Source organism: Phormidium tenue FACHB-1050 (assembly GCF_014696925.1).
Lineage (GTDB): Bacteria > Cyanobacteriota > Cyanobacteriia > Pseudanabaenales > Pseudanabaenaceae > Pseudanabaena.
This window is the reverse complement of the sequence record NZ_JACJQY010000013.1, coordinates 69,584-95,959: the sequence shown is the minus strand read 5'-3', so window position 1 is coordinate 95,959 and position 26,376 is coordinate 69,584. Positions and strand designations below refer to the sequence as shown.

21 protein-coding genes are annotated in these 26,376 nt (G+C 42.6%); 7 read left to right on the top strand and 14 right to left on the bottom strand.

Going from position 1 to position 26,376, the window contains the following annotated elements:
- Positions 1 to 38: 38 nt before the first annotated feature.
- The 7 genes from H6G05_RS10495 to H6G05_RS10465 form a co-directional block, all read right to left on the bottom strand.
- Positions 39 to 1,448: an ABC transporter substrate-binding protein gene (locus H6G05_RS10495; RefSeq protein WP_190578122.1), complete on the bottom strand. Its 1,410-nt coding sequence runs from the start codon at positions 1,446 to 1,448 to the stop codon at positions 39 to 41.
- Between the two features lie 82 nt (positions 1,449 to 1,530).
- Positions 1,531 to 2,181: an HAD family hydrolase gene (locus H6G05_RS10490; protein ID WP_190578136.1), complete on the bottom strand. Its 651-nt coding sequence runs from the start codon at positions 2,179 to 2,181 to the stop codon at positions 1,531 to 1,533.
- A gap of 23 nt (positions 2,182 to 2,204) precedes the next feature.
- Entirely contained in the window at positions 2,205 to 3,146 is a 942-nt protein-coding gene (locus H6G05_RS10485) for a phosphoglycerate dehydrogenase (protein ID WP_190578121.1), read from the bottom strand.
- Positions 3,147 to 3,335: 189 nt separating this feature from the next.
- On the bottom strand, positions 3,336 to 4,358 hold the full coding sequence (locus tag H6G05_RS10480; RefSeq protein WP_190578120.1) for an AEC family transporter: 1,023 nt from the start codon (positions 4,356 to 4,358) through the stop codon (positions 3,336 to 3,338).
- A gap of 198 nt (positions 4,359 to 4,556) precedes the next feature.
- Positions 4,557 to 5,318 (bottom strand): SDR family NAD(P)-dependent oxidoreductase, encoded by a 762-nt coding sequence (locus H6G05_RS10475; protein WP_190578119.1) that lies wholly within the window; start codon positions 5,316 to 5,318, stop codon positions 4,557 to 4,559.
- Between the two features lie 67 nt (positions 5,319 to 5,385).
- Positions 5,386 to 5,829: a cupin domain-containing protein gene (locus tag H6G05_RS10470; protein ID WP_190578118.1), complete on the bottom strand. Its 444-nt coding sequence runs from the start codon at positions 5,827 to 5,829 to the stop codon at positions 5,386 to 5,388.
- 79 nt (positions 5,830 to 5,908) lie between these two features.
- Positions 5,909 to 7,483 carry an iron uptake porin gene (locus H6G05_RS10465; protein ID WP_242025401.1) on the bottom strand — a complete coding sequence of 525 codons (1,575 nt, stop codon included), beginning with the start codon at positions 7,481 to 7,483 and terminating at the stop codon, positions 5,909 to 5,911.
- A 581-nt stretch (positions 7,484 to 8,064) separates the two neighbouring features.
- Here H6G05_RS10465 and H6G05_RS10460 point away from each other — a divergent pair.
- From H6G05_RS10460 to fabF, 3 genes are all read left to right on the top strand, one after another.
- On the top strand, positions 8,065 to 8,907 hold the full coding sequence (locus tag H6G05_RS10460) for a glutaminase (RefSeq protein WP_190578116.1): 843 nt from the start codon (positions 8,065 to 8,067) through the stop codon (positions 8,905 to 8,907).
- 186 nt (positions 8,908 to 9,093) lie between these two features.
- The gene (gene acpP, locus H6G05_RS10455; protein WP_094536188.1) at positions 9,094 to 9,330 is read left to right on the top strand and encodes an acyl carrier protein; all 237 of its coding nucleotides are present in this window, start codon (positions 9,094 to 9,096) and stop codon (positions 9,328 to 9,330) included.
- 62 nt (positions 9,331 to 9,392) lie between these two features.
- On the top strand, positions 9,393 to 10,646 hold the full coding sequence (fabF, locus tag H6G05_RS10450; protein WP_190578135.1) for a beta-ketoacyl-ACP synthase II: 1,254 nt from the start codon (positions 9,393 to 9,395) through the stop codon (positions 10,644 to 10,646).
- A 192-nt stretch (positions 10,647 to 10,838) separates the two neighbouring features.
- Here fabF and H6G05_RS10445 read toward each other — a convergent pair whose 3' ends face one another.
- Positions 10,839 to 11,204, bottom strand: coding sequence for a Rieske (2Fe-2S) protein (locus H6G05_RS10445; protein WP_190578115.1), 366 nt, complete (start codon positions 11,202 to 11,204; stop codon positions 10,839 to 10,841).
- 925 nt (positions 11,205 to 12,129) lie between these two features.
- Here H6G05_RS10445 and H6G05_RS10440 point away from each other — a divergent pair.
- Positions 12,130 to 12,663 carry a hypothetical protein gene (locus H6G05_RS10440; RefSeq protein ID WP_190578114.1) on the top strand — a complete coding sequence of 178 codons (534 nt, stop codon included), beginning with the start codon at positions 12,130 to 12,132 and terminating at the stop codon, positions 12,661 to 12,663.
- Positions 12,664 to 13,022: 359 nt separating this feature from the next.
- On the opposite strand, the gene H6G05_RS10435 is transcribed toward H6G05_RS10440, so the two are convergent.
- From H6G05_RS10435 to H6G05_RS25015, 4 genes are all read right to left on the bottom strand, one after another.
- A complete protein-coding gene (locus H6G05_RS10435; RefSeq protein WP_322096348.1) occupies positions 13,023 to 13,226 on the bottom strand; it encodes a toxin-antitoxin system HicB family antitoxin in 204 nt (67 codons plus the stop codon).
- 266 nt (positions 13,227 to 13,492) lie between these two features.
- Complete coding sequence (locus tag H6G05_RS26000) at positions 13,493 to 13,594, bottom strand: ribbon-helix-helix domain-containing protein (protein ID WP_408962473.1); 102 nt, start codon at positions 13,592 to 13,594, stop codon at positions 13,493 to 13,495.
- Positions 13,595 to 13,682: 88 nt separating this feature from the next.
- Positions 13,683 to 17,918 carry an AAA-like domain-containing protein gene (locus H6G05_RS10425; RefSeq protein WP_190578113.1) on the bottom strand — a complete coding sequence of 1,412 codons (4,236 nt, stop codon included), beginning with the start codon at positions 17,916 to 17,918 and terminating at the stop codon, positions 13,683 to 13,685.
- Positions 17,918 to 19,819, bottom strand: a complete 1,902-nt coding sequence (locus tag H6G05_RS25015) for an AAA-like domain-containing protein (RefSeq protein ID WP_199310449.1) — start codon at positions 19,817 to 19,819, stop codon at positions 17,918 to 17,920. Before H6G05_RS25015 ends, H6G05_RS10425 begins: the two co-directional genes overlap by 1 nt.
- 463 nt (positions 19,820 to 20,282) lie before the next feature.
- Between H6G05_RS25015 and H6G05_RS10410 the strand changes: the two genes are divergently transcribed.
- Entirely contained in the window at positions 20,283 to 21,674 is a 1,392-nt protein-coding gene (locus tag H6G05_RS10410; RefSeq protein WP_190578112.1) for an NAD-dependent malic enzyme, read from the top strand.
- Positions 21,675 to 21,775: 101 nt separating this feature from the next.
- On the opposite strand, the gene H6G05_RS10405 is transcribed toward H6G05_RS10410, so the two are convergent.
- Positions 21,776 to 22,444 (bottom strand): hypothetical protein, encoded by a 669-nt coding sequence (locus H6G05_RS10405; protein WP_190578111.1) that lies wholly within the window; start codon positions 22,442 to 22,444, stop codon positions 21,776 to 21,778.
- A 133-nt stretch (positions 22,445 to 22,577) separates the two neighbouring features.
- On the bottom strand, positions 22,578 to 23,891 hold the full coding sequence (locus H6G05_RS10400; protein WP_242025398.1) for a 3-isopropylmalate dehydratase large subunit: 1,314 nt from the start codon (positions 23,889 to 23,891) through the stop codon (positions 22,578 to 22,580).
- 139 nt (positions 23,892 to 24,030) lie between these two features.
- On the opposite strand from H6G05_RS10400, the gene H6G05_RS10395 reads away from it, so the two are divergent.
- Both H6G05_RS10395 and H6G05_RS10390 read left to right on the top strand, forming a co-directional pair.
- On the top strand, positions 24,031 to 24,288 hold the full coding sequence (locus H6G05_RS10395) for a hypothetical protein (RefSeq protein WP_190578109.1): 258 nt from the start codon (positions 24,031 to 24,033) through the stop codon (positions 24,286 to 24,288).
- Positions 24,281 to 25,897 (top strand): site-specific DNA-methyltransferase, encoded by a 1,617-nt coding sequence (locus H6G05_RS10390; RefSeq protein ID WP_190578108.1) that lies wholly within the window; start codon positions 24,281 to 24,283, stop codon positions 25,895 to 25,897. Before H6G05_RS10395 ends, H6G05_RS10390 begins: the two co-directional genes overlap by 8 nt.
- Positions 25,898 to 26,376: the final 479 nt, after the last annotated feature.

Below are 26,376 nucleotides of genomic sequence, written 5' to 3'. Positions count from 1 at the left end.
AAATAAGAGAGGGTGCTTTGCACCGCTTAACATCCCGATCATTTCCACTGGGTGAAAATATTCTTAATTTGAGCGATCGCTTCATTGGCTGCTTGCTGAGGCGTATTCGCACCTGTAGCTACAGATTTGATGGTTTTCCCCCATATTTGCTTTGCGCCTACTTCTGAATAAGCAGGATTCTGCGATGTATAGAAAGATTTTGTATTCTGAAATTGCTTAGTTGCAGCCAAAATATGAGGATCTTTGGAATCTTTATAATAGGGATCTTCCAATAATTTGGGCATGGTCGGGAAGTACCTTCCTCCTGCACCCTTCAAATAGGTGAGCAAATTATCAGGTTGGATAATGTGGGACAACAAATTCTTAGCAAGATCTTGCCTTGCTTTCTCTTTAGCAATATCATCCTTGTTTTCTTTAACGTTAGCAGCAGCAAATATAACCGCTTGTTTCACCGCTACTAAATAGTTGAGAGGTTTTCCATCGGGGGCAAGTGACCATTCTGTGGTTACGAGTTTTTTGTTGTAGACTTCAGGATCAAACTGCTGAGATGCAGGGATAGACAAGCCGGGGTTGGTGGTCATGAATGAATTGCGACTCAGAAATACTTGATTATTGTCAGCATCTGTCCATTGCACAGCCGTGGGCGGCACATGTTTACTCTTATAAAATCCTGTATATTTTGTTAATGCGTCGATAATACCTTGGCGATTTTTGGGACTATCAATTTGCAATTGTCCATTGTCATCAAGTAGCTCTACCCCATAAGCAGTGAGGAACTGCTCAAACATGAAGATCACATCCGTACCTTCGGCAGACATGGGCAGTCCGATGCCATAGAGATCTTTTTTGCCTTTGTTGTTAGCACGGTCTTGTGCTGTTTGCCAGAACGTCCAAAAGCTATCCCAATCTTTAGGGATACTAGTGTCAGCCATTCCGACATCAGCAAGGAGGTCGCGCCAATAATGTAAACCAGCCGATAATTGGGCGATCGGTACAGCATAGTAAGCAGGCTTAGGATTGGCACTATTTTTATAGGCGACAGCTTTAAGAGCGATTGGGCTAAATAGATTTTTAACAGGTTCTACAACATCAGAAACATCTACTAATTTATTTTGCCAAGCTAACTTTGGATAGAGGGCAAATTCAGCCGTGTTACTAAATAAAATATCAGGGGGATTGCCATTCTCAAGGGCATTTTCAGCATCACGGTTGATCGAGCCATCATTATAAAAAGTGATCTCCACCTTGCTATTATTCCTTTTTTCCCACTCCGCCACAATTTGGGAAAGAGCCTCGGTCTCAGCAGGATAGAAGCTTTGAATCCACCAAACACGAAACTTAGATGTTCTTTCGGGGATTCGATAATTTAGGACTGTGGAATCGCTACAGGCTGCCAAACCCAAACCTGCTAAAGACAGAGACAACCGATTAAACTGACGACGAAGCATAGGTTTTTAAGATAAGAAGAAAGCAAAACTGGAAATCTCAGAATTCAATATAAACATTGCAATGCAATGTTTATATTGAATTTTATATGACTAGTTCAACAAGGTCTGGGAGAACTATTGTCCCTTCAGGAAAGGGATCAGTTTTAGGATATTTCATCACCCTGCCTATAAATTTTACACCCGCAGCGATCGCACCTTCATAATCAGCGATCGCATCGCCAACCATCAATACGCGATCAGGCGCGAAATCATATTTCGACAAAATCCTTTGAATAATATCTCCTTTTTGGTCTGGAGAACCATGCACAGATACAAAATAATGGCTCATATTCCGACGTGACACAATCCTTTTTAACTCTTGATCGGGAGTTCCTGAAGCTACAAATAGCGGGATGGATTGATAAGTATTTTCTAAAAAATCATAGGCTCCTGACACATAAACTGCATCTACTACTGCATCTTCGACATATTGCGAAAATAGATTTCCCAGTCTCAGTTCCTCTTCTTGGGTTAAAGTTTTACCCAGCAAAACTTCGTGATAATACCGAAACTTGTCAAACCTTGACACGCCTCCATGAAGTAGATGATAGGCTTTCACCTGCTCGACAATGCGATCGCCATATTCTGCGTATAAAGCACCAAAAGCTTGAGTTTTGACATCCACTGACTCCACGAGGACTCCATCAAAATCAAATACGATCGCATCATATTTTTTAGGGATGCTTTTAGTCATGATTTCGGTCATGGTATTTTGAATCACTTAGCTAAACCTAGACTTACGAGGCTATTAAATAGATTTTGAGAAGCTTCTTGTTCCATCTGGGTTCGGGCTTCTTTAGCATAGGAACCCATATGAGGCGTTAAAATAACTTGGGGCAAGGTACTGAGTTTTCCAGAATATGGCTCTTCTTCAAACACATCAAGGGCTGCACCTGCCAAATGCCCAGAAACTAGCGCATCATACAAAGCTTCTTCATCAACTAGTCCCCCTCTAGAAGTATTGATTAAAATACTACCTGCTTGCATCTTATTGATAAAGTTGCGATCGACTAAATGATGATTGTCTTGGTTATAGGGAATGTGGATCGTGATTACAGTTGAACGGGCGATAAATTCATCTAAAGATGAGATGCAAACGGTATCAGCAAATAGGGAATCATCACGAAAAATGTCATAGGCGATTCTCTTTGCCCCAAAAGTTTTTAACAACTGCCCTACGCGATTGCCAACTCTTCCATAGCCCAAAAGTCCCACCACTTGTGAGGCTAGTAATTTGCCCATTAGAGGTTTCCATGTACCTTCACGCAAAATGCGATCGGCTTCTGATGTGCGCCTCAGCAGGGAAAGGATTAGACTCACTGTTAGTTCAGCCACAGCAATTACAGGAGCTGTAGGAGTAATATGCACAGGAATTCCTAATTCTTGCGCCGCCACGAGATCGACACTATCGGTTCCAATTCCACACCGTGAAATCACTTTTAGAGATTTCGCTGAATTTAAAACATTACCAGTCAGAGGTTCAACACCTGCAATCATGCCCACAATAGCGTCATCACTGAGTAGATCTAAAATCTCTGTTTCCTTGAGCTTTCTACCATAGGGATTTAAAACAATTTCAAAGCCTTGATCTTGTAAGCTTTGCAATACCTGATTGCTTTTTACATCAAAAGACGAAGTACTGATTAGTAGTTTAGGCATGTTTTTATTGCTTTCTAGATTGACCTTATCAATTCTGTCAAGAATTTTCCAGTAAGTCTACATAACTATGGCTGATATATTCAACTATTTTTCACGCAAAGATTAGATTAAACTAATGATTTTTGTTTATGGATTACATAAAAACATACCTAAAATTAAATTTTATATAGCTGAAGCCAAAGGTAGATTTTATGAAAATAGCCATAACCAAATAGGTATGGTGAACAATAAAAGAACTACGCCAAAAGCTAAGGTGGTAACTGTTAGATCGCGATCAAGATTATAGGCTTGGGCAATTACAAGGGTCGAGAAAGCTGGGGGCATCGCCATTTGTAAAACCATTGCCATCCGAGGTTCTCCCGTTACCCCAAAAAACATTAGCCCTGTACCAACTACTAATGGAGTAAACAGCATCTTAATGGATAGGCAAGTTAAGGCTCTCTTGACGTTGCGGAGAGTCTTTAATTGACTTAGCTGCATCCCAATCATCACAAGGGACAAAGTTACTGTTGTCCATGCGATCGTACTCATCCCCGTTGTAACCACTGTAGGCAAAGGGATAAATCGCATTCCCACCCCAATTGGTAAGCTCCATAAAGCGGGTGTCTTTGCCATTGATACGAATGGATTTGGTCTCTTTTGACCGCCAGACATGCTGCCATAGCGACTAGCCAGAGCGATCCCCACCGAATAAGCCGCAATAGTTGAGCCAATCAGGTCATAAAACAGTGACCAAGCAAAATATTGGGGACCCACCAGAGCCAGACTGACGGGATATCCCATAAAAGCGGTATTCCCTAAAGTCATGGCAAGTAAGAAACTCCCCTGCGTTGCCCCTGACCACGAAGTTTCATGTTCTAAGGCTGTATCCATACTGGGACTAGTTTCCACATTCTTTTCTCTAGAAGTAATCCCCCTTGATAACTTACTAAATCTTTCATCACTTACACCAAGATCGATCCAAATCCAAGCTAGTCCCGCACCGACTAAAATTGCTACCCAAGCTGTAGTTGGAGCAATCACGATCCATCCCGATAGATCCGCTTGACGCAGAAAAGAAATAATACTGATCGGAACACCCACAAACAGTAAAGCCTTACCGAGATAAGTAGTAAAGATTTTGGGGAGGAGCTTTCCTAAGACATAGCCTAAGAGAGTCCATCCAATTAATCTCACGTAGAGCATGACGAGAGGGTTTTCTAACGTGAACATAAAATTTCAACCATAGGAACTAAGTGTGAAAGATAAGAAAGAAATCATAGTATCTGCTATGCCAAAGCACAAAATAGCTATTCTATTTTGTGCTTTAAAACCCCTACTGGGTTTGCTTTACAACTCATAAAAGTGTGATGACACTCTTGCGAATTGGTATTAATTGTCTGTGTCAAAAGCACTCCAGATTAAGTGTTGTTATAATTGTCCCCCGTTTACATCAACGATCGCACCTGTCATATAGCTAGATAGTTGCGAAGCTAAAAATAGAATTACATTTACCTGTTCTTCCATTGAGGCAATTCTACCTAGAGGAATGGAGTCGATTAACTTTTGTTCTGCTTCAGGTGGCAAAGTCGCTACCAGCATTGGCGTGTAAGTTTGACTGGGACAAACCACATTGACATTAATTTGATAAGGGGCTAGCTCGTAAGCAAGCTGTCTTGTAAAGCCAATTACTCCTGCTTTTGAGGTAACGTAATGAATTCCTGACAATTTACTGCGAAAATGCCCAGCGATCGAGGAAACATTGATGATTTTGCCACTTTGTTGACGCTTCATGATTGGCACTACATGTTTGCAACAGAGAAACTGACTAGTGAGATTTGTTGCCATAACTTTGTTCCAATCTTCGAGGGAAATATCCTCAATCTTGGCAACTTGGTTAATCGCCGCATTATTAATCAAGATATCAATCTGTCCATATGTCTGGAAGACTGTGGCGATCGCCTGTTTAACTTGATCTTCGTCAGAAACATCACAGGGAATCGACAATGCTGATTTACCCGTTGCATTTAGTTCTGAAGCGATCGCCTCTGCACCACTACGCGAGATAAAGACAGTATGCGCTCCGTAAAGCGCGATCGCTTCAGCCACTGCCAGACCGATGCCACTACTTGCCCCAGTAATAATAGCCACTTTTCCCTTAAAATCGTGGGGAAATTCATGGGGTTTAGTCATAAGCTGAATCAACTAATTTTTTAAATGTTTTTGAGTAATGAATCGCTGTGTTTAGCGCAGAAAATCATTACTCAAAAACATGATCTTCCACAAAAATATGATTTACATCAGGTTTGCCGATCGCCAAACGGATTGAAGGTTTATCGCCAATAACACGAATATTATGGATTACCTTGCGTGGCACAAAAATGATGTCATCCTTAGTCGCACGGTAAGATCCATGTCCATCCACATCCCACTCTAACTCGCCTTCCATGATTACCCACCACTCATCTTCGTTGGCATGGTAGTGAGTACGATTACTCTCACCAGGTTTTTGGCAAATCATGACCGCGCTCATCATGTCAGTATAAATGAGGCGCACTGACCAAGATGGTTCGCCCATCTCTTTTTTGATGTCTTCTAAACGGTTAAAAATGCGGTTGATGCTGTCATGGGTATTCGCTTTGGCAACACCATCATCTTTCATTACCGTAGCAAGATCTCGGTCTTGTTTTGCGATCGTGGTCATAGCTAAAGTACTCCATTTAACTTTTTATAAAAATCATCATAATAAATATAAAGGCACGCTAAGCGTGCCTTTATATTTATTAGAACGAGAACGTTGTGCGAATTACACCAACGGTTGCAGTTGGATTAGTACTCACACCTTCAGGATTAAACACCCAGAAAACTCCAGGGGTAATACTGATATTCCTGCTGAGACGATAACGATAGAACAGTTCTAAATGATAGGGAGTCGAATTAACTGCTCCCAAATTTGCCAAGCCACCAACTGATGAGCGATTAATCGGCTGTCCAAATAGAACACTTCCCATACTACCTTCGCTAAATAAATCATTGAAGGTTAAGCCCGTAATCCAAGTGGTAAAGGTTGTTGATGCAGAGGTATTGACTGAATCTGCAAAAATCAGCGCTCCCCAAGTATGGAAAGAGATTTTTGGGGTGATTTTCCAAGCTAAGTTGCCTGCGATCGAGTTAGCTCTGGTTGAACCAGATACAGCATTAATCCCATCAGTGGTAATAGATTCTGAGCTAGTTAGCCCAGTTCCCAAAGAACTTCTGCCATTACCTGCAAACTGATGGTAAGTATTTGCATAGGTAACAGAAGCATCAAGATTTTCAGCAGGTTTGAATAAAAGCTGAACTAGAGCAATGGTTGATCCACCAAACAAACCACCCTGTCCACCAGGTGAAGGCGAAGCTGCATTGGATGCACCGTAACCTGCTTGAATTTTGAATTGATCAGAAACCTTCCAGTCAAAGGCAAATAGCGAAGATGTGCCAGCAATCCGCATTAGGGGATCAAAGCGACCGAACCGAGAAATTGAACCCTGACCATTGCTAGCTACTGGTGAAAGTACGGTGAAGAACTCATCGGGGAAGCTGATTGGGGCAACGTAGAGAGTTACTTTATTGTCAAGGATAGGGAATTTATAATCAAGAAGGCTAAGTGCAAAAGAGTTGTCTGTGGTAGAAGCACCAGGTCCAATTCTGACTGAGTTCGTTCCTAACAGACCAGCAAGACTGGTTGATCCACTAGCGGCAGCAAGGTTGTTGCCTGCTTCCAATCGAGTTCTGAGGGCATCTTTACCTGTAAAGCTGGTATTGAGCACAAGGCGAGTACGATTGCCTAATGTAACGTTGGATCTGGCATCGTTAGGTCCACCACTACCTGCGGTTGCCGAGAAGATCACTTCGCCAGTGAGTTTTGTCGTGGTGGAAAACTGTTGTGCTTCTAGCTTGGCAGTTTTGGCATCAAGGGCATCAACACGACCACGTAAAGTAGCAAGTTCAGCAGCAAACTCTTCCTGTAGCTTTTGTAGAGTGGCTAAATCTTCCTTACTAACTTTGTCAGCTAAGCCAGCCGAGATGATTTCATTGATTTTGTCGAGACAAGCATTCAGCCCTGCGGCAAATTCGTAACGGCTAGTCGCTTGTTTACCACGATAGGTACTGTCTGGGTAGCCTGCAATACATCCATATCGCTCAACCAAAGATTGCAATGCCGTGAAAGCCCAGTCGGTTGGTCTTACATCACTAAGCTGAGATACAGATGTAACATTTTGCGCTTGAGTGGTTAAAGGGTCTAATGGTACAGCTTTATAAGTGTCAGGCTTGTTAGGCGATGTCGATGTTTCTGCATAAGCCAGAAGCGGTGACATAGACAAAGCTGTTAAAAAAGACAAACAAGCTACAGTACGAACAGAAAAACTTTTTACCTTAAACATCCTAAATATTATCCTCTTGATACACCTAGTAATAAGGTTAAACTTCTTAGTCTTGGATGTCAAAGGCATATTTGGCTGATATTTTAAAGCAAATAAATTGACGAGGTTCAATCGCTCGATTTTGCTCTAGGTGTGAGTGATTACAGTAGCTAGACATAATCAATTACAAAGCAAAACCCATAAAGTTGCACCTACATGGGGGCAACTTTATGGGTTTTGGTAATTTAGCTTGTGCAGGTACTTGTAAAAACTGTGTTTATTTGATGACTTAATACCAATTTAGGACTTACGCAAAAATGTCTTTAAACCCGCATTGCATCGTAAGGGCAATTCATGAATTGCCCTTACGATGAGTTCTTTTGCGTAAGTAATACCAAGTTAAGAATTTCTTAACTTGGTATTACTGGCTTTAGTGCCGATGTGTGAGTGATGCAGATTTAGAGATAATGATGCAACGTAATAAACTGTTGTAAAGATAGGGTGAAGCACTATCTTTACAACATAAGTGGGATTTTATGCTCGAAAATCATCTTCAACAATGGCTACAATTAGCGCGACAAGAAGTCTCAAGGGGAAAGCTGCCAAACTATATTCCTTTATTAGCTAAGGCTGATCCCGAGTTAATCGCGATCGCTGTTCAACAGATACAAGGCGATCGCATCATGGCTGGTGATAGTGACGCTGCTTTCCCATTGATGAGTGTGATCAAGCCCTTTTTGTTACTTTATTTACTCGAAAATCTCGGTAGAGATGCAGTTTTTCAGATGGTTGACTATCAACCGAGTAACGATCCATTTAATGCAATTCCTGACAGCAAGCCCCAGAACCCGATGATTAATAGTGGTGCGATCGCCCTTTCTTCACTATTAAGATCCTCTGATACTTTACAAAATTGGCTCAATCAGCGCTCTGGAGCAAAACTAACACTCGATTTAGCCATGTTAGATTCTGTGAGATCGGTGACCAATCGACGGAATTTAGCGATCGCCGATCAGCTTCAATATTTAGGAATAATTGCTAATCCTAGTCAAGCCCTTGCAGTTTATGAAGAAATTTGTTGTTTGCGCGGCAATGTTCAAGATCTGGCTCAAATTGGCACTTTATTAGTTAGTACTGAGCGATCGCCACATATCCCCATAGTTTTAGAAATTATGTCTCAATGTGGCATGTATGAGTCATCAGCAGACTTTGCCAAAAATCTGGGATTACCTTCAAAGTCCAGTATTAGTGGGGCTTTGCTATCAATTATTGTTGATAAAGCGGCGATCGCTTGCTATAGCCCTGCTCTTGACGAGTTTGGTAATTCCATTGCGGCAGTATTTTTAATTCAACAGGTTAAAAATTATGTCCAAACTTAAAATTCAGTGGTGCAAGGGTTCGCCACGCGCTACTGAATTTGAGGCAAAGCCCTAAAATAACCCTAAATATTCGCTAAAAAATTGAATTTGTTAGATAGTTATTTGCGATCATGTATATACAGCTACCTTTATCCGATAAAATTAAAAACGCTAAAAAGTTTTTGGTAGTAAGCAGAGAATAAGTAAATGAGTACATTTGAGCAAGTTCAAGAAATCGTTGCATCCCAATTAGGCGTTGATAAAGCCGAAGTTAAGCCTGAAGCTAGCTTTGCGAACGACCTTGGCGCTGACTCTCTTGATACCGTCGAACTAGTTATGGCTTTGGAAGAAAAATTCGGCGTTGAAATCCCCGACGAAGACGCAGAAAAAATTGCCACCGTGCAGAACGCCGTTGATTACATTGACAGCAAGCAAGCTGCCTAGTGAAATATGAGGGTTGCTTGGCAACTCTCATATTTCGTAAACTCTATCCAAATCATTACGAAATGCAAAACCCTCAGCCCCTCTCTCGCGTCGTTGTCACTGGACTAGGTGCAATCACACCGATCGGTAACACGGTCGAAGAATACTGGCAAGGTCTAGTTGATGGCAAAAACGGGATTACCGAAATTACGCGCTTTGATACCACCGATCATGAATGTCGAGTTGGTGGTGAAGTCAAAGATTTTGATCCTCTTGCTTATGTCCCAGCCAAAGAAGCGCGACGTATGGATCGCTTTGCTCAATTTGGTGTGAGTGCCAGTATCCAAGCTTTGCGCGATGCAAATCTAGAAATAACGCCTCTTAATGCTCCTCAGATTGGGGTTTTGCTAGGTACTGGCATTGGCGGCTTACAAGTACTCGAAGATCAGCATGAAATTATTCGTACTAAGGGTCCAAGCCGTTGCAGTCCATTCATGATTCCGATGATGATCGGCAATATGGCGGCAGGTTTGACGGCAATTCATACGGGTGCACAGGGACCAAATTCCTGCACAGTGACTGCTTGTGCGGCGGGTTCAAATGCGATCGGCGATGCATTTCGTCTAGTCCAAAGTGGTTTTGCCCAAGCGATGATCTGTGGTGGCACTGAGGCGGCGATTACACCACTTGGCTTTGCGGGTTTTGCCTCGGCAAGAGCCATGTCTCGCCGCAATGATGATCCTGCCCATGCTTCCCGACCCTTTGACAAAGATCGTGATGGCTTTGTGATGGGTGAAGGTGCAGGAATTTTGATTATCGAAAATCTCGAACATGCTCTAGCGCGTGGGGCGAAAATCTACGCTGAAATTGTAGGTTATGGTTGCACCTGCGATGCCTATCACATGACCTCACCTTCTCCCAATGGTGAAGGCGCTGTCAGAGCAATGTCCTTAGCTCTTAAAGACGGTGATATTACACCTGAGATGGTGGACTACATCAATGCTCATGGTACAAGCACTTCAGCAAATGATAGTACTGAAACTAAGGCTATCAAAAAAGTTTTGGGTGATCATGCCTATAAGGTTGCTGTTAGTTCCACCAAGTCGATGACGGGTCATTTGCTGGGCGGTTCGGGTGGCATTGAGGCTGTAGCGACAGTTTTGGCAGTAAAAAATGATATTGCCCCGCCAACGATGAACCTAGAAAATCCCGATCCTGATTGCGATCTAGACTATGTACCTAACAAGTCTCGTCCGATGACAATTAATGTGGCGACTTCTAACTCCTTTGGATTTGGTGGTCATAATGTCACTCTAGTCTTCAAAAAATATCAATAGACTCGATATAGCAAGTGTCAGTCTTGTTAAAAAGTGAGGGGCGGCGCGAAGCGCCGCCCCTCACTTTTTTGTTTTTTATAGCAAAAAAAGAGTTAGCTAGTAAAAACCAAAACCCAAGAATCGAGTGGCGGCGCGAAGCGCCGCCACTCGATTCTTGGGTTTTATGTCCTAAGCAAAACTTGCTTTGCTATATTATGCGTCAATGAATAGATCGGAGCCTTCCTGAGTGACTGTGAAACTTTTCACATCAGTAGAAGTTTTACCCATAGCGATCATTTTCTTGGCAATATCAGGCAGGGGAATCCCGACAAAAGATTCTACCCATTCAGTATTCTTGCCAGTACAAACTTCAAACTTGGAACCGTGGAAAGGGCAAGTAATTACACCATTTTCAAATTTGCCTTTGGCTAGGGGTAGTCCAAAGTGAGGGCATTTATTCGCGATCGCACAATATTTATCACCAACTTTTGCAACGATGACAGATTGTCCATTGGCGCTAGCTTTCAGGACTTTATCAGAACTGACATCTGTAGCTGAGGCAACTTTGACTTTAGCCATTTGTTTTATTAAGTAATGAATTGAGTAATGTAAGACACAAAAAACTATATCACACGCCTAATTTACTCTTACTTTCAGCAAACCCGAAAAGAGAATGATAGTGCTTCACGCAGTCATTCTCTTTTCGGGTTTGCGTCCTACAGCGCCTTGCGCTCAAACCCAAACCAACAAAAATCATGAAAGCGTTGCGAAGCAACGCTTTCATGATTTTTGTTATGGTTCGTTTGATTGGTAATTGCTGTAATACGAGTGACGACAGCTATATGTAAGCTCAAAAATAGTGGAGGCTCTCAGGGACTCCACTATTTTTGAGCTTAGCTTAATATTTTGTCAGAAAATGCTAGAAAAAAAGATCATACTTTTTCTGTTCCAAGAACTTGTTTGTTAATGTCTTGATTGATGTCATCAAATATCAGTATTTTTATCGTTAAAAACAAGTTTGAGATAGCTATAGAAAATATTATGAACCCTGAAAACCTTGCTAATAGATGTTTTTGAAGATTTCATCTATACAATTACTCTACATAACCAATTCAAATAAACTGTGCTAACTTAGCTGTGTCAACGGGAACAACATACAAAACATTTTGTTTTCTACGTTGTTATCTGTATTGATGTTTGGATTAATCTCTAAGATTTTTTAGCGAGTCTAACGGATGGGTGTTGAGCAATTGTGAATTGATTAAGAAATTCTAATCATTGAATTGGGATATCAGTTGGCAAAGATATTTGTAAATGTGTTGAGTACAAACTATTTGTTTGTCGAATCAAGCCTACTTATGTCTAATTAGATGGAGATTTAATTAGATAGTTCCCAATTTAGTATCAAGATTTAGAATCAAAATATTATTAAAGACATTTTGACTCGCTAATTTTTTGCAGAGATTATCTAAACCCAAATAATTAGTGAAATGTGAGGAAAACGATGACTATTGAAGACGCACTCAATATCGTAGATTCTGTCTTGGGAAATAAGAGCCTCAGTACAATTCAAGAGGCAATCTTTCGTCAGACTTGGGAGGGTAAGACTTATTCGGAAATTGCTGAAAAAGCTGGTTATGATGCCGCTTATATTCGTGATGTTGGTTATAAACTATGGCAATTACTGTCAGAAGCTTTTGGCGATCGCGTTACTAAAAATAATTTGCAAGTGGTTTTGCGTCGTTACAGCAATCGCGCATTAAATGCTAATCCTAGTGTTAGTAATAATTACCAATCTGTGATTAATTCCCAAATGGTTAGTGCTACTGCATCACCTGTGACTTTGCCGACGGCTACAGAGTCATTTAGTCAAGAGATTAGTAATGGTGCTTCTAAGCTTTTGCAATTACTTGCAAGGGTTTTGACTGAGCCTATTGGCGATCGCCCCATTAATCATCATTGGCAGCAAATCCATGACTCAACCACTGATTCTTCGCTAAAGTTAACGATTACCGTAAATCTCAGCATGGCTGATTAAAACCTCGGCTCTAGCCACTCTCTTTTGTAATGGGGCGTAACTATAGCAATGCAATTTTTGCTTAGGGCATGAACTCCAAATAAATGAAGGTGGCGCTTTGTCCCAACCTCCTATTTATACCAACCCACAAAACGGCGTAGCCGTTTTGTGGGTTTAAAGCCTTTACTGGGTTTAGTTTTTAATTCACGAAAGTGTGCCAACACTTTCGTGAATTGGAATTAACTCTTGCTTAGGTACTTATGTTGAGGTATGGCTTCAGATCGAAGATTTTTTGTTCGCCATTTTAAAACCAGAGCATTAAACGATAGTTGTCAGAGGGTTTAACTCTTTCGATGTAGGGATTCAGGATTATCTCCGTTTTATTCGGTTAGGGAATCCAATTTATCAAGTAGTTCTAGTCCTGCCGCCCGATCGCCTTTAGCTGCTAACAGCTTAAATCTGGTATGGGTATCAAATTCGACAAGGGCGATCGTGGAGAGTTCTTCGATGAGTTTATTGACGCTCAAGCCTTGACTTTCTGCGAGTTTTTTTAGCCTGAGGTGTTTGTCGTCTGGTAGACGGATGGTTTAGGTTGCCATGAGTCACTCCTGATAATTTGTTCTGGTTTTAGAAGAGTTTACAGTTTTTCCTCAAACATAGCTTCTAGATTACGATTGCGCCTCTAATCACTCGCATGATTTCTATGTCTTCAGATCCTGTGAAGTCTTGCTCTTAGCTGATTAATTGCTGTTTCGCCATCAACGCCTTCTCCGCGATCGAGTTCTGCGGCGGCGATGTCGATTTTGTTGCGGAGTTCTTCGACCCAGCGATCGTAATGGTTGCGTTTTTCTCAAAGTTGCAATGCTTCGGCAATTACTTCAGTGGCTTTAGTGTAGCGTCCTGTGGCAAGCTGGGTTTGAATGAATTGCTCTTGTTCGGGTTGGAGGGTGATGGTTATAGGCTAGTTGATGCGATCGTTATATCGATTATATCTAGCGAGAAAATAATAAACATTATCCCTGTTTTTTCCTTTTACCTTTTTACTTTTTCCTTGGCTCAATGCCACACATTTGTCTGTCGCTGTCTGTGGCGTTGGGGTTAGAGGAGAGATAGTCGTGGAGTTTATTGCAGCCAAGGATTAATAGGCGATCTAAATCTGTTTCAATACTGTTCCATAGCCTCGCTGTATTATCGGCAGAAGCAGTGATAATTTTGCTGCCATCAGCACTGAAATTAAAGTTCCTGATCGACCCTGTGTGACCTCTTAAGGTTGCGAGATGATTGCCATTGAGATCCCACACTTTAGCTGTTGTATAATCAATAGTAACAATTATTTGACCATCTGGGCTAAATTTTGCACTCCCAACGACAGCTCGATCATGACTTAATTCAGCAAGTAGATTACCTTGGATATCCCACATTCTTGCTGTACCATCTTGATAAGAAGTAACTACCATATTGCTATGGGGGCTGAAATTAGCACTCTCAATAATAGATCTATTCTTTGCTTCTAGTTTAGAGATTAAATTTCCTTTAATATCCCATACATCGGTTTTACCTTGAGAAGTAGTGACAATTTTTTGACCATCTGGGCTTATGTTTGCAATTGTAAGATACTCTAACCCTTTCAGTTCTAAGAGCTGATTGCCATTGGTATCCCATAAACGTGCAGAGTTGTCATAGGAGGCAGTAACAATTTTGTTGCTATCTGGACTAAAATTCGCACTTGTAACAGCATCTCTATGCCCTTTTAGTTCAACTATTAGATTGCCACTGAGGCTCCATATAAAAGCAGAGTTGCCAGAGGTAGTAACAATTTTGTTGCCATCTGGGCTAAAACTCGGATTTTGCTGCTTTTTGAGTGTTGTGAGCTGATTACCATTCAGATCCCATACTCGGACAGTATGCTCGTAAACATTGTTGTCATAGGAAGCAGTGGCAATTTTGTTGCCATCTGGGCTAAACGCACTGCTACCACCTTCTAGCTTTAAAATTTGATTACCTTTGAGATCCCATAGTCTTGTGGTGAACATAGAAGAAGTAACAATTTTGCTGCCATCTGGGCTAAAACTTGCGCTCTCAACAAAATGTTCCAAATATTCATGCCCCTTGAACTCTGCAATTAAATTATTTTTGATATCCCATATCTGTAACTGACCATATAAAATAGTGACAATTTTGCTTCCATCCATAAAACTAGTACCTTCTCTAGAATAACCTTTTAGTTCTGCAACTTGGTTGCCTTTAAGATCCCATACTCTCCCTATTCCATCTGGAGAAGCAGTGATAAGTTTACTACCATCTTTGCTAAACGTAGTTATAGAACCTTTTATGCTTACTGTAGAACTTGGAGGAGGTAAATACTTGTTTTTGAGTTCCCCTACTGTTGTATTGCCATCGAAGGAGATATATTCACTGAGATCCCGTACTACTGTATTGTCATTTCCAGAGGTAATAAGCTTACTACCATCTTTGCTAAAGGACACGCTACCGTTCAAAGTTGTAAGATCTTTGAATTCTGCGAGTTGATTGCCTTGTAGATTCCATACTCTTACAGTGCCATCATGGGAAGAGGTAACAACCTTGCTACCGTCTGGACTAAACTTCGCTCCTCCTCTAAGGTAATCTGTATGACCTTTTAGTTGTGCGAGTTGATTGCCTTGTAAATCCCATATCCTTGCCGTTTTATCATCAGATGCAGTAACTATCTTGCTGCCATCATGGCTAAAATATGCACTCCATAAAGATCCTGAATGACCTTTTAGTTCTGCGAGTTGATTGCCTTGGAGATCCCATATCCGTGCTGTCTTGTCAAAGGAAGCGGTAACAACTTTACTGCCATCTGGACTGAAATTGCCTCTCCATACCATATCTGTATGTCCCTTAAGCTCAGCGAGCAGATTACCTTGAATATCCCACACCCGCGCAGTATTTCTTTCATCAGTAATGACGATTTTGCTGCTGTCGGAACTGAAATTTATTGCTTCCCCTCTAACAGCAGCCGAATGACCTTTTAGTTCTACGATTAAATTACCTTGAATATCCCATATTCTTACAATTCCATCAATAGAAGGAGTCGCAATTTTAGTTCCGTCGGGGCTGAAATTTCCCTCGTAAATATCATCTTTCGGAAACTTTAAGCGATTTATCTCTGACATTTGATACACAGCTTGTTGCAAGAGCGGCAAAACATCAGATTGCCTAACTTTTTGCCAATCTCTTGAAGCTTTATCAATTTGTTTCAGTTTGTTACCCGCTCTCAAAGCCGATAGCTGAAATTCAATCTCTTGATTATCCAAAAATGCAACCTTTGCATTAACACTCTCCAATCGCACTTCTGCTAAAGCAACTTGCGTACTAGCTCTTTCTCTAGCCGCCTCAGCCCTATCTAACTCAGCCTTTGCACTAGCCAATTGCGCCTGAGCGTCATCCGTCAACTTAGCCAATTCCTCCTTTGCTTGTTCAACCTCTGCATCCGCTATCTCCTTTTCCGTCTTAGCCTTCTCCGTCTCAACCTTCGCAATCTTAAGATCCTCTGTCGCTTTCTTAGTTTTTTTATCTGCTTCCCTAGCCCTTTGATTCGCCCCCTTAGCGTTAATTTCTGCATCTTTCTTATCAAAATTAGCCCTATCCGTTATCTCTTTCGCGTCCTTCTCAATTTTTGCAACCTTGCGGTTAGACTCATCAACCGAAGCTTTAGCCCCAAAAATCACCAATACTGCCGCCAATAAAGTCCCTGTCAAAATTAACGAACCAATCCTTATTCTCCGCTTAGCAGTCTCATTCGCTTGGTTGAGAGTTTCATTTGCCTCATTCAGTTTCTCATTTGCCTCCTCAGTAGCCACCCGTGCCAACCTTTCAGACTCCAAGGACAAAGCGATCGCCTGTTTCTCCACCTCACGACTAGACTGCAAAAACTGCTCATCCTCATCACCCAACCTTTTCCCCTTAGCCCAAGCCTCCGCCTCAGTCAACGCTTGACCTCGCAACAAGAATGACTCCTTCTGCTCATCATTCTCCTGCCACGATCGCATAGCCGAAGCATAAAACTCTGGGCGCAAATCAGCTAGGGCGCGACTTACCCATACCTGATTGAACACTTCAGCATAAATCCGATTGTAAACAATCAACCGCCCGTCTCGCTTCACCACCAACCCCGTTAACCGTAACTGCATCTGGTCATAACTCTCATCGGCGGCGATTCCCAAAGAGATCCCCCCTACCCCCCTTGCAAAGGGGGGCTTTTCTGATTCTCCTCCTTCTAAAGGAATCTCTAACAGAATCTCTTCTCCCCCCTTTCGTAAGGGGGGCTGGGGGGGATCTCCATCCAAAACCTGCTGATACAACCCCAACAATCGCCCCCTTCCCCTCTCATCACTCTGCAAAATCCTATCTCTAATCGTCTTCAAATGCGCGGGAATATCCTGCGCTTCCCAATTCTCAATCACATTATCATGCACGATCGCACTTACAAGCTCATCAGCCGATCGTCCCAAATCATAAGCCGCCGAGATTAAAGCCAAAAGCTTTTGCGTCAGAAAAGGTTGTCCACCCGTCCAATCTAAGATCGCCGCTAAAACTGCTTGCGGATCGCTGACGCGATCGCCTAAACCTCGCGCCAAAGGTTCCGCCTCTTGCAGCGTAAACCCACTCATCTCCACCGCATGACCAATATTAAACGCCGAACTGCCCTTACCACGGATCAAATCCGCAGGCGTGGCAACTCCCAAAAAAGTAAAGGTTAAACGCTTATATTCAGGCTTCTCCGCACGACGTTCATACAACGAGCGAATTAGAATAAAAAAGCCATCAGTATCAAATTTGAGACTGAGCAGATTATCAACTTCCTCAATAAAAATCGCGATTTTGTTAGGGATATTTGGTAATAGAACTTGCTCAATGAAATAGTCAAAACGTTCCACTACCGAAATTGATTGAGCATCCAGTTCCTTCCACCATTTCGGAAAGTCGATCGCCGATTCTAAATGCAAATCGCCAATTAATCGCTTAATCGTCCCCGCATACCATTGATCCTCGCGCAAAGTCGTCCCCCTCGTCTGCGGATCGATTACCGCACAGACAAAGCCTTCCATCTGCAAACGTTGCATTGTCCGCACCCGCAAACTCGACTTACCCATCTGTCGCGAGTTAAACACAAAGCAATATTCGCCATTTCTGAGACGTTCTAATAATTCGCGATCGCACTGTCGTTCCACATAGGCTGTATTGTCAATCGGCAAGCTACCGCCAACTTGGTATTGAAAATTGCTAGACATTAGCTACCTCCTAAGCGATCACGAAAGTATAACTTATACAACAAACATCTCGGTGTGACATCGTTATCAATGCGGGATATTAAACCCTGACTATCGAGCTTAAAACTGATTTCCGATCGCAACCGCACAGGTGCATCGGCAACTACTACCTTTTGCATCGCCTCACCAAGTTCGGGATAGTCCTCTAGGGTTTTGAGATGTCCCATCAAGTAACTGCTGTAAATTCCTGCTTCCGTTGGTGCAGTTCGCAAAAAGTTCTCTAGGGTAATGTCTCCCGAAGCAATCCGATAGAGCGCCGATCGCACTAGATAGGGATGTCCGCCGATCAATTCCATAAATCGTGAAAGTTCAGCGTCAGTCCAAACCAATCGATGTCGCACCAGCAGTTCCCGCACCTGCTCCGTCTTAAATTCGCGCAATTCTACAGGAAAACCGACATTAAATGGTGATTGATTAATATCCTTTTGGGCGTAGGGTTCTTGGGAATGCACAATGATCAGGCGCAGCTTACCCCATAGCGGATGACTTCGCGATCGCTCATACCAGCCACGCAACAAGCCGCAAAAATCCGTCTCGATTTCGGGATAGTTAAATACACGATCAAAATTATCAATGGCGATCGCTAGTGGTTGTTCATTGCCCTCTAATAAATATTTCTCGAAATAGTCCGTACAGTTATCATTTGCGCCAAAAATATCATCCCAATATTCCTCAGTCTTGACCCGCACGCCCAGAGCTTTGCCAACAGAAGCACAGAACCACTGCATGAATTTTTCAGGATCGGCAAAGATTTTTTGATTGGTCTGTTCCAGATTTAAAATCACGGTGCGATAGCCTAAACCCTCTGCATGATTAATCACCCTTGCCATCAGTGAAGACTTGCCCATACGGTGCGGCGACTTAATCCGCAATAGCGATCCTGATTTTTTGATCTCCTCATAACAGCGCGACTCATAGCCTGAAGCGATGTAAAACCGCGAATCGATCGCCACCTGTCCTTCCGTTGATTCCAAGGCGATCGCCGTATTTTCGTGATCTGGTGGATTTTGCTTGATGGTGATGATCGTGGTGGAGTCATCCAGAATTTCGCGCAAGGCAACCAGCATCTCGTTAGCAGTGCCATAGCGATCGCGAAAGTTTAGCCTTATCGCCTTATCTAAAAACGCCACAAAAGCAGGATTAAAATTCCCCGCAAAGCGCTGCCATGAAAGTTCGCCCGTCTGCGGATCAGTATCAAATTCAGAACTTAATTTGCCTGTTAACAAAAAAATCGCTGTTAAGCCCAAACTATACAAATCACTGGCAAACCCAACTCGCCCGATCGCCTGTTCCGATGGCATAAAGCTGGGCGTGCCGATTACCACTGAGCAAGTTACATCACCTTGCGCCGTCATCGCTGTTGCCAATGTTGCCTTGACAGCTCCAAAGTCAATGAGTACAGGTTTGCGATCGCTAGTTCTTAAAATAATATTTTCAGGTTTAATATCGCGATGGATGATACCGCGATCGTGAATGTGTTCTAAGGTTGGCAATAAATCGAGCAGAAGTTTCTGAACTTTAGATTCTGACAAACATCCATCAACACGGACAAGATCATTTAGATCCTTGCCATCAATCCATTCTTGAACTAAATAAAACTCGTCATTTTCACAAAACGACGCATAAAGCTCTGGCACAAGTCCATTATCTTTGCCCAAAGCTTCTAGTGTTGCGGCTTCCCGTTGAAAGCGATCACGCACCATTTGATAAATGTCAGGATTATCAGCGATCGCCTTGAGTTGCTTGATCACACAAATCCGTCGTGATGGCATCTGTGTATCTTCCGCCAAAAATGTTTGACCGAATCCACCTGAGCCAAGCACTCGGAGAACTTTATACCGATTGGACAGGATGGTAGTCATGGTTCCTTACAATTCGCGACTTTCATTAGAAGCATCATGAACATTGCTAAACATCAATAGTTCATGATGTTTACTACTTAGAACTTGGATTATTAATTGACGTTATCGCTGATGTGCTAATGATATTAGGAAATTGAGATTTTGCCATCAAATTATTGGGAGTTAATGTATGGCTTTTATCAGAACAGTATCAGGACAAATCAAAACCCAAATAGTGTGAGGCGGCACGAAGTGCCGCCTCACACTATTTGGGTTTTATGTCCTAACAAGAATGGCGACAGCTATAGAAATACAAGAAAGAATAAGTGGCGGCGCTTCGCGCCGCCACTTATTTATCAAGAGCATGGGTAGAACTGCTTAGCATAAAGAAAGTGTGATTTGTAACGCAACCCAACCAAACAATCAGGTAACATTGCATAGAGTCAGGTAAAGCCTGATTCTATGCAATTAATTACTCCTCACGATGCAACAACTAACACCTAATCCCAGCTTTAGCTTGACCATCCGCGTGCAACTCCTCAACCGCGCAGGAATGCTATCTTCAGTCATTGGCGCTCTAGCTGAAGCGGGAGGGAATCTCGGACAGATTGACCTGATCCAACAAACTCGCAAAATTTCGGTACGGGATATCACAGTAAATGCTTATAGTGCCGAGCATATGGATAAATTGATTGCCGTCGTCAAGGCAGTCCCCGAAATTCGGGTTCTCGATGTTTACGATCGCACTTTCCAAATTCACAAAGGCGGCAAAATCCATCTCGAAGCTAAAGTAGCCGTTAAAGGACAAGACGATCTGGCGATGGTCTATACCCCTGGGGTGGGGCGCGTATGTATGGCGATCGCCGAAGACAAGCGTAAGGTTTATGACTACACGATTAAATGCAACACGATCGCCGTAGTTACAGATGGCACGGCTGTTTTGGGACTTGGAGATATTGGGCCAGAAGCAGCGATGCCTGTGATGGAAGGCAAGGCGATGCTATTCAAGCAATTTGCAGGACTAGATGCTTTCCCAATTTGTCTAAATACCAAAGATGTTGATGAAATTGTGGAAACTGTAAAACGTATTTCACCAGCATTTGGAGGTGTGAATCTCGAAGATATTAGCGCTCCCCGTTGCTTTGAAATCGAAAAACGACTCAAAGCAGAACTAGATATTCCTGTGTATCACGATGACCAACATGGCACTGCGATCGTCGTGGTCGCAGCTACCATCAACGCGCTTAAGGTCGTCAGCAAACCAATCGACACCGTCCGCATTGTCATGAATGGTGCAGGCGCATCAGGGATTGCTGTAGCCAGACTTTTACGTGAAGCAGGTGTAAAGCGCATAGAGATGTGTGACTCCAGAGGATGTATCAGCAAAGATCGTCCCGATCTCACTCCTGAAAAACAAGAGTTTGCGAGCGATCGCTCTGGTTCCCTAGCAGATGTAATCAAAGGAGCCGATATGTTTGTCGGTCTGAGCGTCAAGGGTGCGCTCACTCCCGAAATGGTAAGAAGTATGGCTCCCGCGCCGATCGTCTTTGCGATGGCAAATCCAAATCCTGAAATTCAACCAGAGCTGGTGGAAAACGATGTAGCCGTCATTGCTACTGGGCGCAGTGACTATGCCAACCAAATTAATAATGTTCTTGCCTTCCCAGGGATTTTCCGTGGTGCGCTTGACGCAAGGGTAACGCAGATTACCATGCAAATGAATCTAGGAGCAGCTCAAGCGATCGCCTCTTTAGTTAGCAGCAGTGATCTTGCCCCTGATTTTATTATTCCTTCTGTATTTGATCCCCGTGTCTCCCATGCCGTTGCTGCTGCTGTCCATGCGGTCGCACGTCAGCAAGGGATAGCCAACGCATAAAGGAAAGGGCGTGCAAAGCACGCCCTTTCCTTTATATAAAAGCCTGTAAAGTTGCGCCCCACAGGGGCGCAACTTTATAGGCTTTTCTTTGGCGTAGCTACTTATGCTTGCATGGCAATAAACTCGTCCACTAAATTTAGAAGTCTTTCGATCGCCTCATTGAGATTAATTGAATTTACGGGAAATCCATGGGCAACCCGATTTCTAATTTCATTTAAAGCGATCGCTCTTTCAAATTGATCAGGGGAAATTGCCAACTGATTAGAGAGATGATGAATCATTAATATGGTGGGTAAGCGATCAATCGGTATTAATAAGTGCCTTGCATGTCTTCGCATTAATATCTCTGCAAATATCCACAGGGATAGAAACGCCGCCTCATGCTCACCAATCGAGATTAATTTGGCGATCCGTTCTTTGCGATGTAGGATTTGCGATCGCGTGAGTTTATGGTCGTCAATATCTTCTTCAGCGATCGGTGTAGCATCTTCTCCCGTAATTAGTAGAAAACGCCAGCCACTATGCTCTGCAACAAACTTAGCAATATCTCGATAGTGAGAAACGGCTAAGTTTGTCGCTACATCTATAACCTCAATAATAAATCCTTGATCAGCGGATATTTTTACCAATAAACTGGGGCTATATCCATTTAAATCAAACGGTAGCTGATGGGTAAGAGGTTGATAAACAACTTCATATCCTTGTGAGCTATAACAATCAATAACTTTTGTTTTGACTAAACTATTAATACTTGTAATACCTGAACCCATTCATCATCCTGACTTATATCAATATCCGAAATTGCGACTACACTTTCGGATATTAAAAACCAATCCTCGTAATACTCAAACATAAGATGGCTAAGCTATTTTATGTTTGGGCATTACGGGCTTTAGGAAAAAATCACATAAAATCACGCGGATCGGTGATATGTCCTGTCAAAGCCGAAGCCGCCGCCGTATAGGGAGAGGCAAGATAAATCTGGGCTTGTTTGTTCCCCATACGTCCAGGGAAATTGCGGTTTGTGGTCGAGACACAAACTTCTGCTTCGTTCACCCGCCCAAAAGTATCTTGGGGACCGCCCAAGCAACCTGCACAGGAAGGAGAAGCAGGTTCAATACAACCTGCTTGCAAGAAGATTTCTGAGAGAGTTAAGCCATCAATCTTCAAGCTAAATAAATCGTTGTAAACCTTTTGGGTAGCTGGCACAAGGTAGGTTGGAACCTTGACTTGTTGACCTTTAATCAATTGAGCTGCGTGATAAAAGTCTTCCGTTTTACCACCTGTACAAGAACCAATATAGACACGATCAATCTTCACATCTTGGACTTCACGCACAAGGGCGCGGTTGTCGGGGGAGTGGGGCTTGGCAACAACGGGTTCGAGCTTAGAGACATCGTAATGCTTGACATAGTAGTACTCAGCATCAGCATCGGCATAGAGCGACTCAAAGGGCTTATCAGTACGCGATCGCACATAGTCAAAAGTGGTTTGATCTGGAGCGATCGTGGCATTTTTTCCACCAGCTTCGATCGCCATATTGCAGATGGTCATCCGTTCTTCCATCGTCATTTTGGCGATCGCATCTCCTTCAATTTGCAGCGATCGATAGGTTGCGCCATTTACACCAATATCGCCAATGACCTGCAAGATCAAATCCTTAGCCAAGAGATAGGGGGGCATTTCGCCATCAAAGACAAACTTCATCGAAGCAGGAATTTTAAGCAAGAGTTTGCCTGTACCCATGACAAAAGCGGCATCGGTATTGCCGATCCCTGTCGCAAATTGCCCAAATGCTCCTGCGTTGCAAGTATGAGAATCAGTGCCAAATAAAACTTCTCCTGGACGGGTGTGACCTTCTTGGGCTAAAGCAATATGGCAAACACCTTTGTAATCAGGATTAGCTTTAAAGTCAGAAAGATCAGTGATGTCGTAAAAATATTTAATGTCTTGCTCTTTGGCAAATTCTCTCAAAATATCAATATTGCGGTTAGCTCTTGCATCTTTAGTAAAGATGTAATGGTCAGGAATTAATACTAATTTTTCCTTATCCCATACCTTCGCATCTGAACCAAACTCGCGCTTAAATACTCCGATAGTGCCAGGTCCACAGACATCATGGGTCATTAGCAGGTCAGCATTCACCCAAATATTTTCGCCTGGGCTAACGTGACTTTTGCCCGACGCTTTTGCCAAAATCTTTTCGGTGAGTGTCATTCCCATAATTGTGATGTCCTTGCGTAGATGTCTATTCCTACTTGTGTTGTAAATTAAATTATAGTCTGAGATCGGAATATCGCTATGGCTTAAAACGAAATAGTATCTTAGAAAATCATAAAATATTCGAGATCAACTGATGCCCCAGCCAAATGCCATTGCTAAAAAGACTCAAGTTATTGATGTATTAAAGCGCGACTATTTTTTGATAATTCCTGAGCTTGTGAGGAATTGGACAGCCGATCAGCATGAGAAAAATCGGTTGAGCAGATCGCTGGCTGCATTTGAGATCGCTAATCTGGCGGATATTACAACGGCTCAGACGGCTAGCTCGATTATCAATGGGGAAAATGATAATGGGATTGATGCAATTGAGTTGGAGGGTTTATATGACTAAAAAGCAAAGATTAGAACTTACTTGGATTGGGAAGGATGTACGTCCGCAGTTGGAGCCGCGTATTTTGTTGGAAGATCCTGAGAGGTCTTATACGGCGGCGCATCGGGTGAGTGATGATGATATTTTTGATAATCGCTTGATTTTTGGGGATAATTTGTTGGCTCTCAAGGCTTTGGAGTCTGAGTTTGCAGGAAAGGTTAAATGTATTTTTATCGATCCGCCTTACAATACGGGGTCAGCTTTTGAACATTATGATGATGGTGTGGAGCATTCGATCTGGCTTGGCTTAATGCGCGATCGCTTAGAAATTTTGCGAAATCTATTATCTAATGATGGTTCTTTATGGATAACGATTGATGATAATGAAGCTCATTATTTGAAAGTAATGTGTGATGAGATATTTGGACGTGCAAATTTTGTAGCAAATGCAGTTTGGCAAAAGAAATATACAGTAGCAAACGATGCTAAATGGTTAGCAGAAAACCACGATCATCTTTTGATATTTGCTAAGAATAAAGAATTATGGCGACCATATAGACTTGGACGTACTTCTGAAATGGATGAGCGCTATCGCAATCCTGATAATCATCCTAAAGGAGTCTGGAAAGCTACCCCTATTTATGCAAAAAGAACTGGTTCTGAAAAAGAACAAGCATTCTCATTTCAATTTAAAAATGGCTTTGTATGGATGCCGCCCAAAGGAACTTCGCCTAGATTCCCTGCTGAAACCCTGCGAAAGCTAGATGAGAATGATGAAATTTGGTTTGGAACTGATGGAAAAGCAAATCCTTCACGAAAGACTTTTTTAAGTGAGTTAAAAATTTCAGGGACTCCACCAGCGACTATTTGGCTACACACTGAAGCGGGAAATAACCACGAAGCACGAGAAGAAGTTAAAGCAATAAATCCTGATGATTCATTTGCTACACCTAAACCAGAGAAGCTTATTCGACGCATATTAGATATTGCAACAAAACCTAACGATCTTGTTCTTGATTCCTTTGCAGGATCAGGCACAACAGGCGCAGTCGCGCACAAAATGGGAAGACGCTGGATCATGATTGAACTTGGCGAACATTGCCATACCCATATTATTCCCCGAATCCAAAAAGTCATCAATGGCGAAGACCAAGGCGGCATTAGCAAAACCGTTAACTGGAAGGGCGGCGGCGGATTTCGGTACTATCGCCTTGCGCCATCATTGCTCGAAAAAGACAAATGGGATAACTGGGTGATCAACAAAGACTATAACCCCGCCATGCTTGCCGAAGCCCTTTGTAAAATCGAAGGATTCAAATATGCACCCTCAGACACCTTCTATTGGCAACATGGCTACTCCACCGAACGCGACTTTATCTACGTCACCACTCAAAACCTCAGCCATGAGCAACTCGCCAAACTATCCGAAGAAGTAGGCGAAGAACGCAGTTTACTCGTTCTATGTAGCGCCTTTCGCGGCAAAACTGACAACTTCCCTAATCTCACCGTTAAGAAAATTCCTAAACAAATACTCTCTCGCTGTGAATGGGGACATGACGACTACAGCCTCAAGATCGAGAACTTACCCAAAGCACCCGTAAAGCTTGGACAATTGGAGTTAGGACTATGAGCGAGATTAAAGACAAAAATTATCTGCCCCCTAGCCCCCAATTCTGGGGGAACAAGAAAATAAAAGTCTTTCAAAGTCCCCCAGAATTGGGGGATTTAGGGGGCTTAGATACATTGAAACGTAGACAAATCGATGCGTACTCAGTAGCTAAATACTACAAAACTAGGGCTATGAGCAAATCACAGAATCCAGTCAAGTCAACAATTAATCGCCCCCTAGCCCCCAATTCTGGGGGAACAAGAAAATAAAAAAAGTATTTCAAAGTCCCCCAGAATTGGGGGATTTAGGGGGCTTAGATCCATTGAAACGTAGACAAATCGATGCGTACTCAGTAGCTAAATACTACAAAACTAGGGCTATGAGCAAATCACAAAATCCAGTCAAGTCAACAATTAATCGCCCCCTAACACCCAATTCTGGGGGGATAAGAGCAAGAAATTATTCAAAGTCCCCCAGAATTGGGGGATTTAGGGGGCTTA

Excerpts from the sequence above, each read along its gene's own strand:
- H6G05_RS10475 (WP_190578119.1), bottom strand. The coding sequence starts at position 5,318 with ATGACTAAACCCCATGAATTTCCCCACGATTTTAAGGGAAAAGTGGCT.
- H6G05_RS10405 (WP_190578111.1), bottom strand. The coding sequence starts at position 22,444 with ATGGGTTCAGGTATTACAAGTATTAATAGTTTAGTCAAAACAAAAGTT.
- H6G05_RS25015 (WP_199310449.1), bottom strand. The coding sequence starts at position 19,819 with ATGACTACCATCCTGTCCAATCGGTATAAAGTTCTCCGAGTGCTTGGC.
- acpP (WP_094536188.1), top strand. The coding sequence starts at position 9,094 with ATGAGTACATTTGAGCAAGTTCAAGAAATCGTTGCATCCCAATTAGGC.
- H6G05_RS10390 (WP_190578108.1), top strand. The coding sequence starts at position 24,281 with ATGACTAAAAAGCAAAGATTAGAACTTACTTGGATTGGGAAGGATGTA.
- H6G05_RS10410 (WP_190578112.1), top strand. The coding sequence starts at position 20,283 with ATGCAACAACTAACACCTAATCCCAGCTTTAGCTTGACCATCCGCGTG.
- H6G05_RS10440 (WP_190578114.1), top strand. The coding sequence starts at position 12,130 with ATGACTATTGAAGACGCACTCAATATCGTAGATTCTGTCTTGGGAAAT.
- H6G05_RS10495 (WP_190578122.1), bottom strand. The coding sequence starts at position 1,448 with ATGCTTCGTCGTCAGTTTAATCGGTTGTCTCTGTCTTTAGCAGGTTTG.
- H6G05_RS10425 (WP_190578113.1), bottom strand. The coding sequence starts at position 17,918 with ATGTCTAGCAATTTTCAATACCAAGTTGGCGGTAGCTTGCCGATTGAC.
- H6G05_RS10395 (WP_190578109.1), top strand. The coding sequence starts at position 24,031 with ATGCCCCAGCCAAATGCCATTGCTAAAAAGACTCAAGTTATTGATGTA.
- H6G05_RS10445 (WP_190578115.1), bottom strand. The coding sequence starts at position 11,204 with ATGGCTAAAGTCAAAGTTGCCTCAGCTACAGATGTCAGTTCTGATAAA.
- H6G05_RS10490 (WP_190578136.1), bottom strand. The coding sequence starts at position 2,181 with ATGACTAAAAGCATCCCTAAAAAATATGATGCGATCGTATTTGATTTT.
- fabF (WP_190578135.1), top strand. The coding sequence starts at position 9,393 with ATGCAAAACCCTCAGCCCCTCTCTCGCGTCGTTGTCACTGGACTAGGT.
- H6G05_RS10480 (WP_190578120.1), bottom strand. The coding sequence starts at position 4,358 with ATGTTCACGTTAGAAAACCCTCTCGTCATGCTCTACGTGAGATTAATT.
- H6G05_RS10470 (WP_190578118.1), bottom strand. The coding sequence starts at position 5,829 with ATGACCACGATCGCAAAACAAGACCGAGATCTTGCTACGGTAATGAAA.
- H6G05_RS10465 (WP_242025401.1), bottom strand. The coding sequence starts at position 7,483 with ATGTCACCGCTTCTGGCTTATGCAGAAACATCGACATCGCCTAACAAG.
- H6G05_RS10460 (WP_190578116.1), top strand. The coding sequence starts at position 8,065 with ATGCTCGAAAATCATCTTCAACAATGGCTACAATTAGCGCGACAAGAA.
- H6G05_RS10485 (WP_190578121.1), bottom strand. The coding sequence starts at position 3,146 with ATGCCTAAACTACTAATCAGTACTTCGTCTTTTGATGTAAAAAGCAAT.
- H6G05_RS10400 (WP_242025398.1), bottom strand. The coding sequence starts at position 23,891 with ATGACACTCACCGAAAAGATTTTGGCAAAAGCGTCGGGCAAAAGTCAC.